This window comes from Vibrio hepatarius (genome assembly GCF_018860525.1).
Taxonomy (GTDB): Bacteria; Pseudomonadota; Gammaproteobacteria; order Enterobacterales; family Vibrionaceae; genus Vibrio; species Vibrio hepatarius_B.
On sequence record NZ_JAHKPM010000069.1, the window covers coordinates 139,506 to 147,641 of the forward strand.

Annotated in this window: 8 protein-coding genes; 1 reads left to right on the forward strand and 7 read right to left on the reverse strand. The window is 39.3% G+C overall.

What is annotated here, in order from left to right:
* Positions 1–87 precede the first annotated feature (87 nt).
* Positions 88–525 carry an acyl-CoA thioesterase gene (locus KO511_RS21410; protein ID WP_215989402.1) on the forward strand — a complete coding sequence of 146 codons (438 nt, stop codon included), beginning with the start codon at positions 88–90 and terminating at the stop codon, positions 523–525.
* 107 nt (positions 526–632) lie between these two features.
* On the opposite strand, the gene KO511_RS21415 is transcribed toward KO511_RS21410, so the two are convergent.
* From KO511_RS21415 to KO511_RS21445, 7 genes are all read right to left on the reverse strand, one after another.
* Complete coding sequence (locus KO511_RS21415) at positions 633–1,535, reverse strand: LysR family transcriptional regulator (RefSeq protein WP_215989403.1); 903 nt, start codon at positions 1,533–1,535, stop codon at positions 633–635.
* A gap of 158 nt (positions 1,536–1,693) precedes the next feature.
* Positions 1,694–2,332, reverse strand: a complete 639-nt coding sequence (locus tag KO511_RS21420) for a fimbrial protein (RefSeq protein ID WP_215989404.1) — start codon at positions 2,330–2,332, stop codon at positions 1,694–1,696.
* A 16-nt stretch (positions 2,333–2,348) separates the two neighbouring features.
* Positions 2,349–3,380 carry a hypothetical protein gene (locus tag KO511_RS21425; protein WP_215989405.1) on the reverse strand — a complete coding sequence of 344 codons (1,032 nt, stop codon included), beginning with the start codon at positions 3,378–3,380 and terminating at the stop codon, positions 2,349–2,351.
* 10 nt (positions 3,381–3,390) lie between these two features.
* Positions 3,391–4,098 carry a fimbrial biogenesis chaperone gene (locus KO511_RS21430; RefSeq protein ID WP_215989406.1) on the reverse strand — a complete coding sequence of 236 codons (708 nt, stop codon included), beginning with the start codon at positions 4,096–4,098 and terminating at the stop codon, positions 3,391–3,393.
* The gene (locus tag KO511_RS21435) at positions 4,091–6,565 is read right to left on the reverse strand and encodes a fimbria/pilus outer membrane usher protein (RefSeq protein ID WP_215989407.1); all 2,475 of its coding nucleotides are present in this window, start codon (positions 6,563–6,565) and stop codon (positions 4,091–4,093) included. Before KO511_RS21435 ends, KO511_RS21430 begins: the two co-directional genes overlap by 8 nt.
* 37 nt (positions 6,566–6,602) lie before the next feature.
* The gene (locus KO511_RS21440; RefSeq protein WP_215989408.1) at positions 6,603–7,544 is read right to left on the reverse strand and encodes an OmpA family protein; all 942 of its coding nucleotides are present in this window, start codon (positions 7,542–7,544) and stop codon (positions 6,603–6,605) included.
* A gap of 148 nt (positions 7,545–7,692) precedes the next feature.
* Positions 7,693–8,136: hypothetical protein (locus KO511_RS21445; protein ID WP_215989409.1), on the reverse strand; the 444-nt coding region annotated here is incomplete at its 5' end.

Sequence of the window (8,136 nt, forward strand, 5' to 3'; positions counted from 1 at the left end):
ATATCACACTTTTATAACATTTCTAAGTCTTTACGTAATTAGGCATTACAATAAAACCTCTATGAGAAATTAGCCAAGGAGTATGATATGCAAGAATTACTTAAAGATTTTCCCGTTATCACTGAAGTCAATGTTGCCTGGGGAGAAATGGACGCCCTCCAGCATGTCAACAATGTAGTGTATTTTCGGTATTTCGAATCTTCACGCCTGTCCTACTTCTCTAAAATAAATCTATTAGTCGATTCATCTCAAACCACAATAGGGCCAGTACTAGCAGAAACCAGCTGCAAATATAAGCTGCCGATAACCTATCCTGATACACTTTTAATCGGCGCTAAGGTTATCGATCTGCAAGAAGATAGATTCACAATGGAATATCAAATTGTGAGTAAAAAGATTGGTAAAATCTGCACTCAAGGCCAAGCAACCTGCGTGATGTTTGATTTTATAAATCATTGTAAGGTCGAACTACCCAGCGAAATAAAACAAAGTATTTTAGACTTGGAAGCGATTAAATCTAATTAACATATAGTAGTAGAGCAAGATAACAATCGCTGGGCGGAAGTTGTGGTAAAATCATTCAGATTACAGTTATAATTTCTACAGTTAATAAAATTTTCACTCAGCAGTCACTAGGAATAGAAAGAGTTCTTATATACGTCTTTTATTGACTCTAACAAGGCTTGGTACGGTTCCCCTGAAATATCACTTCGACTCATCAGTACATGTCCCATAGACCAATGCACGTTTAAGAAATTAGCTTCTAATACTTTAATTTTTGGGTTTTTATCCAACAATGAATTTGAAGGTAAATAAGCCCAACCATCTTTTTCAACAAACTTAACTATTAAGTCCATACCATTCAGAACCACTTGACGTCCAGAAAAAGCAGCTCGTTCACTGATACCCGACTCAAAAGTACTTTGAAGTAAATACCTCGTACTATCAGCTAGGTCTCTAAAATTAATTGGGCTGATATCCTGCAGTGGCGAATCAATCGCAGTATATAGTTTCCCTTTCACTTCCCCTAAATAACAAGCCATTAGTCCGTTAGGTGGTACAACTCTTTGTGATTGATCATTTCTCAGTATTATGGCCGCATCAAGGGTTTTGTCATTCAATTCTTCAACGGCTTGTTCCCTGCTACGGTATATCCAATCTAAAGTAGAAAAAGGATGTAGCTCCCTAGCAGCAACATCTACATCTAATATAAAATCGTTAGGCAAGTGCATATCAATCGCAATCCGAAAGTGATGTTTTTCAGGCAATGATAGGGAGTCTGCAAATGATTGAAGCCCCTGAGCTTGTCTTAGTAGGGCGCGAGCCCAGCGCAGGAGCTTTTCACCTTGCTTTGTAATAATTAATTTGTTGCCACCTCTAACAAACAGTTCCGTATTTAAAGCGATTTCCAGATTACTAACATGCTCACTAATCGTTGTTCTATCTTTGCCACTTGCTCGTGCCGCTTTTGCAAAAGAGCCATGATCAGCTACAAGAGAAAACGAGATTATTTGATCTAAGGTATATTGAATCATAACTATTTTTCGCCAATTTATTAAAATTAATAGAAATATTAATATACTTAATTAAAAACTAGTCTTAAATAGTCAAAGTGTCAAATAAAAACAATTACATACGGTTAATTTAATTTCTTTAAATATAAGATAAAATAATTAAGAAAAATAAAAAACAATTAATAGTAAGCAGTAGTAAAAGTTGCTACTGATAATATATATCCATTCGCATTAGGCGCCCCACCTGTTTTATTATATAATTGGGCGCTAAATGGTACGAGTGTAGTATTTACATCGTTAGGGTTGATTGACTGACTGGCTTGATCACCAAAATTGAGTATTGAGCTGCCATCTTCCTGCAACACTTCAACACCAATATTACTTGGCCCACTACCCGATACATTATTAAGCACATTTCCACTTGAATATCCTGACGCAGAAACATCCACTTTAAATTGTGTCAGTGGTACATCAATACAAGCCTGAGGGTTAACTGGCCCAATTTTAAATACAATCTTTTCTCCAATAGAAGAGCGGCCTATAGTCGTCGCTTCCGTGCTATCAAGGCTTGGCAACAACACTGTGCCTGAAGGGACAATAGTATTATTTGCATCATAAACAGCCGCATCGCAAGTCGGTAGGACAAACTGCCCAGAAAATTTGACGTGTGAGGTAGTGGTATCTTCTATTGCAAAAGCATTTACCGACAACAAAATACACGAAGCCACTGCGCCCAACAAACCGTGCTTTGACAGCTTTGATAGACCAAAAAACAAAAAGTCACCATTTTTCTCAATCATTTTCGAAATAATATTCATTTTACACAGCCCATGATTAATTATAGATGATATCAATAGTTACTGTACCACTATTAAAAGCTCCAGCTCCTACTGTAGGTGTCAATGACCAATAGTTGACCTTGAACTCAGGATCCAAGTCGTTAAAATTCATTTGAGTACCATTTTCAACATAATCTCGTGTGTCTTTGCGCGTGATAACAAACCCCACATCTGCGCTATTAGACCTTATGACAGGTTTGCCTTGTGACAATACTTGGTCATATCTAAATGTTACCTTGCTGGTTGAAAAATCTTGACAGTTTTCACCTGGACCATTGACTGGTTCGATAGCGAAAGACTTACCATTATAAAGTGTGGTAGGCGGCACACCGATTGTTCCATACGTTGAGATAGTCTCAAGCTGAATTGTACCACCATCAATGACAGGGCTTCCGCTTGTGGTCAAATGAGCAGTGCAAGCTGATGGAGGAATAGGAGGGATTACTGTCATTCGGTTTGGATCCCAAGCACTATTATTACTCTCTGACGAGTACTTATTACATTTACTCTCATAACTACCACTTCGGTCACTCGGCATAAGGCAAATAAATATTCTAGGATAGATAAGGGGTGAAGTGTCTCCAGTGTCAGCAATCCTTTTTAGCTTTATGTAATGCCCTCCGACATAATAATCAAAGCCAGGTTTCGATGGGAACCAAGTTTGCCCAGGTTTACACCTAGCATCACCAGAATGGGTGTTGCCAAAAATAAATGCGTAGTCATCGTTACCTGATTCGATATAGCCTTGGGACGTAGAACCTAATACAGTATTTTGGCCATCGTTACTTTTACCTCCCCAACATCCCCACCAACTACCATTATTCGGATAATCAGTTGAACCACTTTTATAATCAAGCTCTTTCCCTGATTCTAAGGTAGTTACTTGCCCAACTGAAAGCGATGGTATAGTAGTGGGAGCATTATATTGAGATCCACCACTCGGAAAACCTATAGTAATCGAATAATCTGCGTAGCAATTAACACTAACTAAAACGGCCATTATGCCGAGAAATCGAATTAAATACATAATACTACTTTCAACCTGCCGTTATTTTTCCTTTGACCTTAAAGTCTACGTTTTTTATACCACCAAAATCATTAATAAGTTCAAGCGATATTTTTTCTGGGCATGACTTCCCAGTATCTGATAAAACAGTTTCTCCAGGTAATAAAACATTGGTAAACGTGGTTTTCTTGCCTTCTATCGAATAAGACAAAGGCGAAAATATAAACCCAGTGTCGTTTTCAAAACGCACATTTCCCTTATCACACAATACCAGTTGTTTGTTTTCAGCTTCGTAACGCTCCCCTAAGCCTTTGGGCCGATAGATAAGTTTCACTTTGATTCGCTGAGCAAAGACAACAGCTGGTGCATCAACATCGGATTTTTGGGGTATTTCTTGAACATTCAGCCAATAGATGGACTCATGATCTTTGGGCAAATCATCAATAATATTAACAAGATTAACCTGAACTTTTTTCTTAGAGTCGATTTTTATAAGCGACGGGCTTGCTGTGAAGTGACCTTCTCCTGTATATAAATTATTACCCTTCACATCATCGTAGGACTCAATCCAAATTTGTGCGCCCATTTTGTCTTCGCTATTGTTGGTAATAGTTACTTGCTTACGAGAAGTGCCCTCCTCGTATATGTAACGAGTACCATTCAGTATTAGCGCAGCATAAGAAGGCAAAGTTGCACAAAGTAGCAATACAGAACATACGCGTAATATCACTTTATTCACAATTAACATCTCCAAGGTTAAAGACTTTTGACCGAGAACTTATCTTATCGGCTAGCTCTTTATTAGCTAGATTAATTTGACACTCTTCAGTTGAGTTGATGGTCAGATCAAGTGTAGGCTGAATCTCGTTTGTAAAACGTTCTGAAATCAGGACACTATGATCAACGGCAACATAACCCGCATAACCATTGGCCGTTTTTACCAACGCCCCAGGCTCTAGCAACTCACCATCTTTTCGTATTTTCATATAATAGTTAATCGTCTTCTCCGCTGAAAAACTCACCACTGAAAAGGTTCCTTTTCCTTGGGTAAACGTTTCTCTTGATGAAGCCACATAAATATCACCAGACAAAGCGCCCACATCCAGTTTTAACTCTTTTTCATTATAGGCACTGGTGTTTGTCATTAGATAGCCATTGGCATTGGTTTTAGTGCCAAACTGCTCGATACCCTCAAGCTCACCTAATTTAACTAATGTCGGATTATCACCTTTGCTAGAAGAGGCGACTATGCCGGACTGACGAGAGTAACCCAAACTGCCCCCAACACTGGCATAGATGTTATTTTCTGAAACCGAGCCATAAAATTGATTGTAATTACTGTTACCTTGAAGGGTCAGTGTACTGTCCATTTCTTTCTCTTGCCAATCAGTCTGAGTCGACACAGAGTAGTTGACATCTTTGTTTATTGTGCCACTTCCTGATGTCCCTGAAGTATAATTCCCATCAGTATCTCGGTTGACATATGTATCTACTGATGTGAGTGATACATAGTCATTACCAAGATGCAGAGGAATGTTAAAACTCAAGAAAACGCTGGGTTCATAGTCATCACTTTCGAAAGACTTACTGGTCGATGCAGTGAACGTGTAGGTAATATCATGAAAGTTAAGCCCACCGTACAAAGAGACATTATAGCTTTCAGTCGTCACATCACTGGCATCAAAATCTGGGCTGTCAAGCTGCTGTAAGGTATCATTCGAGCTGTAGCTGAGATTGATACTATTTAGATAAGAGTAACCAACTTGCATATTTAACGACAAGAATAAACGAGAATCATAATAGCCAACCGTTGGCTGGTCTGAACCCTTGAAAGATTGGTACTCTGAAAATGTTAAATAATCTCTATCAAGATATTTATAGTAGTTGATATTAAACCCTAACCAATCATAGATATCCTGATTCAATTTAACTGCATAAGCCAAATTATGGTTACTATCTTCATAACTACTTTGAGATAAGTTGATTTCTATATCACCACCTAGTGGGCCCACTGTCGCCGCCGCTATTTCATTCGAGTAATAACCTTCTGCAACCACTGAGGTAAAAGTTGGCGTTATGTAACCTAAGCCATAGCCAAGATTGAAAAAAGCGACAGAGTCACCCACCTTGTTATCAGAATCACGATAATTACCCAAAGAGAAATTAAAATCGACTGTCCCAGTCGGCAACAAGGCACTTCGAGATGGTACGGAGATAATCCGGACTGTTTTTCGACCAGACTGCCCTTCCTCAACCACTTTAAGATCACCCGATCCAGGTGGGGAAATATCATTAAAACTATAAGGCCCTGATTCTACATGACGAGTAGCGAGTAACGTGTCGTTGTAGTAAAACTTGATGGTTGAATTTTCACTTACAGTGCCACTCACAGGGATAATAAAACGCTTGCGCGACTCAGACCACATATCAGAATCAGAAGTAATGCTGACTCCACGCATAGGAAAACCAGACATGAGCGTCCCACCAGATGTGTATGTGTCTCCGGCCCTGAACTCAGATTCAATACTGTATATTGGAGTTGCAACATACGCTTGGCTAAAATCTAATTTGTCTTCCTCATCCGATTCAGAATAGTAGGTGTCAGCATAGAATCTCACGCGCCCCATGTTTCCTTGAGTAGTGACATTACCAGAAACCTCGCCACCATTCTCATCATAGTCGTTGTAGCTTAAGTCATAGTTAAACAGCAAACCGTCAACTTGGGTCTCTTCAACTCGTTGCTCTAAACTTTTCTTATTATTATCAATGTACTTGTTAGGAATAATATAAGACAAGGCTAATGTCTGAGAGTCTAGCTCCCAGCGAGCGTTGAGTTTTTCTTCAATTTCACCACAATCATAGATACCTTGCTGAATTTTTGCTTCAGGAACCAGCGTAACCTTTCTGTTAAATAGGATGTCAGAATTTTTACACAAAACAGCACTTTCGCTGCCTTCTTTAATTTCAATAAATGCTTGACCAACGTAAGCTTCGTTAATATAAAACTTGACGTTATATTTCCCTGGTAATGCACCACCCGATTCAAGATAGCGACTAATTCTACCTTTATCTTCGGCTTCATTTTCACTCGACGTAAAGATAAAGCGACTATCAAAAAACTCATCATCGTCATTTGCCAAAACAAAAGGGGAGTTGGTCATAGAAAGACTGGCAAAGATAATGTTCAATACAATTAATCGGTTCATTAAAATCACACTAAAAATACACAAATAAGGTCCGTGGTCATTGCTGTAATTGGTACTCAAATTCAAGTATCAACATTTCTACCCTGCGATTCTTATATCTACCTTCCGGCGTCGCATTTGATTCAACTGGTTTAGATTCTCCCAAATAGTTAATCGTTATTTGGTCTTGTGATACGCCTTTACCCAAGAGTACTTCTCTGACTCGTTCTGCTCGCCGCTTAGACAAGGTGAGGTTGTATCCATTACTACCTACACTATCCGCATAACCTCGCAGTGCTACTGAAGACATAGGGTAGGACTTCAAAATATCCGCAATGTACTCCACTTTCTCCATGTCGATTGCCTGTAGATTGACACTATTGTTTGCATAGTTAACAACCTCGGTTGTTTTAGGAAAAAGACGCAGAATAGGACCTTTGGGATCAGAAACTTGCTCGGTTATCGTTAAAGGTGCTGGAGCTCTCGATTTTGTTTTAAATTCATAAATAAATCCGACGGTAACTGAATTCAATATCCCATCACCAGCATCATAAATATCTAGGTCTGGTACCGCTTGATAACCAATATCCAGTTTAAGATTGGGGGTTAATACGACATCTATACCAAAGCCTCCCATGTAGCTATACTGAGTGTCATTATCAAATTGATAAGCAGCAATACCGAGTTTAGTGTATAGATTAAAGTCCCCTGACAAAGGAATGGTTAACTTAGGTGCGGCACCAACTAACCAAACGTTAGATTGAGAGCGAGTTTGGTTATTTTCAAATTCCAGTTGATCAAAATAATCAACATTCATTTCTAAAGCCCAATTTTCGTCAAATTGGTAGCCGGCCATGAGTCCAAGAGTATTAGCATCTTCATTACACTCTTGGTCACACACAAAGTCACTCCAAGCCTTACCCGCTTTTGCTCCTATATAGGGTGCGGACCAAGCAAAAAGAGGATGAACAAGGGCGGCAATCAGAAAAATATATCTCACTATTTGATCCCCAATTAGTTAGCGGCCTATTGAATGATGCGATAATAGATGAGCTATAGCCGCAAAAGGTATATCGTTAAATTTAGACTGAATTTTATAAATAAGCCGCCCAAAGTAGGCGGCTTGTTATCAAACATGAAATGAATGATTAGTAGTAAGCAGTCGTGATTGTTGTTACTGAACCAATCAAACCTGCCTCAACAGCCTGATCGTCGACGTGAAATAGTTGACTTGTAAAGTCGACTATAGTGCTGTCTGCATCTGTAATGCTTTGTGCCAAAAGTGGGTTATCCAAAATTGATGCGCCAGAAGCAAGCTTCAATTGAACACCCATGTTTGCAGGACCTGAGCCATATGTATTACGCAGTACGTCAGTGGTAACCTGATCACCAGTCGCAACCATATCGAAAGTTGATGCCGCCGACGCACATGCTGCTGGGTCGACTGGACCAATAGAGAAGTTAACAACTTCGCCAACAACATTCACATTCGCCGCTTCTGCATCTGAAGACGTCAAAGAAGGCAAAATAATTGTGTTGCTAAGGTTGTCAGAGCCATCGTCGTTAATTACACCAATTTCACATGAAGCTGA